Below are 2226 nucleotides of genomic sequence, written 5' to 3'. Positions count from 1 at the left end.
CTGCAAGAAGGTGAACGTCGGTACCGGCTCGAAGATCGAGCTCCAGACCGAGTTGTAGTTCACCGAACTGGCCATCACGGCCACCAGGGCCTCGCCGGGCCCGAGCTCGGGGACCGGCACCTGCTCCAGGTGGAGGGACTTGCGGGGGTCCTTGTCACGGCTGGGGAGCCCCGAGAACATCTCCGTTTCCTCACGCCGCAGGACGACGGCCCGGCAGGATTCAGGGAGCGGCAGGGCGGCGAAGTCGGCCGGCGTCGATTCCGGCGACTGGATCGCGTTCAGGATGTCCCTCATGGTCACGGGGGTTACCTCCGGTGGGAAGTGACGGGGTAGCCGCGGCTACCGGAAGAGGTGGGGCGGGCGGTCCGGGATCCGGCCTGCCCGCGCGAACCCCCCTTTGCGGACAGCCGTTTCACTCGCCCGGCCGCCCACGCGACGGCTCGGACCACTCCGTGCCTCGGCCCAGGGGCCGCGCCACTGTCGGCAACCGCCGCTGCCGCTCGTCCGGATGCAAGAACAACACAGCTGACTTCAGCGGCACTTGGGCACCAAGGCCGAGGACGAGAAGCAACACCTTGATGATCTGAACGCCCTATCGGGATCCGGCCGCGCTCCAGTCGTTCTCGACGACCGGGCTGCGGCCGACGAGCGGAAGCCACCAGGAGCGGTGGTCGCGGTACCAGCGGACGGTCTCCCGGATTCCGGCCGCGAAGGGGATCCGCGGCTCCCAGCCGAGTTCGCGCCGGATGCGGCTGGAGTCGAGGAGGTAGCGGCGATCATGGCCGGGCCGGTCGGGCACGGTCTCCTTCAGAGACCGCGGCAGGCCGAGTTCGTCGAGCACGAGGTCGGCGACTTCATCGACGCTGGCCTCCGCTCCCGTGCCGACGTGGTAGATCTCGCCGGGCGTCCCCTTCAGGAGAACGGTCTCCACGGCCGCGCAGTGGTCCAGGACGTGGATCCACTCCCTGCGGTTGCCGCTGGAGGCGTACACGGGCAGACGCCGACCGGCGAGCGCCCGGGTCGTGAACAGGGGGATGACCTTTTCGGGAAACTGGTGACTGCCTTAGTTGTTGGCGCAGTTGGTGATCGTCACGGGCAGGCCGTACGTCTGGTGGTAGGCCCGGACCACGTGGTCGGCCCCGGCCTTGCTGGCGTTGTAGGGGGTGCGGGGGCGGTAGGGGCTCGTCTCGGTGAACATCTCGTCGGAGTCGAGGGCGAGGTCTCCGTACACCTCGCAGGTGGATATGTGGTGGAAGCGTTCGACGCCGACCGCTCGGCACGCCTCCAACAACCCTTGCGTGCCGAGGACGTTCGCGCGGAAGAAGCGCCCGGGGTCCAGTACGGCGAGGCTGTTGTGCGACTCCGCAGCGAAGTTGACCACCTTCTCGGTCCGGTGCGCGGCGAGGAGTTCACGTACGAGCGCCTCGTCCCCGATGTCCCCCTGGACGAAGATCACACGGTCGGCGAGGTCCTCCAAGTTGGAGAGCGAGCCGGCGTAGGTGAGCGCATCGAGGGCAACCACGGTGTCATCGGGGTACCGGCGCAACCAGTGCCGGACGAAGTGCGATCCGATGAAGCCCGCCGCGCCCGTGACAAGTATCGAGGTCATGGCCGCAGGCTAGTGTCCCGGGGCGGGGCCCTCGCCCGAGGTCGAGCGGTAGTCGACCGGCCCCCGAGACGCGCTCGTCCGCCACGACAGAGCCGGCGGGAAATGCGGTACGGAAGGAGTGGCACGCTCCTCGGCACAAGTGCTCGCCCGCCCTGCCGCACCGTCAACATCCTTACGCACAAAGTAAAATTGGGCGCTTCCGTCCGTTCGAAGGGGTCGCGCCCGAGCCGTCCGAACGTCAGGAGAACTCAGGCGAGACGGCACGTGCGCCCCTCCGGTCGATCAGCGGTTGCGCGTCTCCGGCTGCCTGACTGCCACCGGGCCGCGGACCCCCGCGCGTCAGTGCCGGTGACCGGCGGCCTCACCGCCCTCGGGCCGCCTGCGACGGATGACCCCGGCTGCGACCCGGACCGGCCCACGCCGGGGGACGGGTCCACCGGCCGGTGGCTCCGTCCCCCTCCTGCGTCACATGCCCGGCTCAGGCGGACCGGTAGCGGCGGAGGTACTCCCCCGTGGCGGTGCCGTCCGCCTCCAGCAGCTCCTTCGGCGTGCCGGTGAAGACGACCCGGCCACCGTGCTTGCCGCCGCCGGGTCCGAGGTCGATCACCCAGTCGGCC

General features: G+C 69.7%; 2 pseudogenes. Both read right to left on the bottom strand.

Features of this window, described 5'->3' with window-relative positions:
- A pseudogene (locus SZN_RS36785) lies at positions 1–294 on the bottom strand (crotonyl-CoA carboxylase/reductase); the annotation flags it as partial.
- Between the two features lie 298 nt (positions 295–592).
- Positions 593–1609, bottom strand: a pseudogene (rfbB, locus tag SZN_RS36780) (dTDP-glucose 4,6-dehydratase).
- Between the last annotated feature and the right edge of the window lie 617 nt (positions 1610–2226).

Origin of the sequence: Streptomyces zinciresistens K42 (assembly GCF_000225525.1) — a bacterium.
Taxonomy (GTDB): Bacteria; Actinomycetota; Actinomycetes; order Streptomycetales; family Streptomycetaceae; genus Streptomyces; species Streptomyces zinciresistens.
The sequence above is the reverse complement of the archived record's forward strand: the minus strand, read 5'-3'. Positions and strand labels throughout refer to the sequence as shown.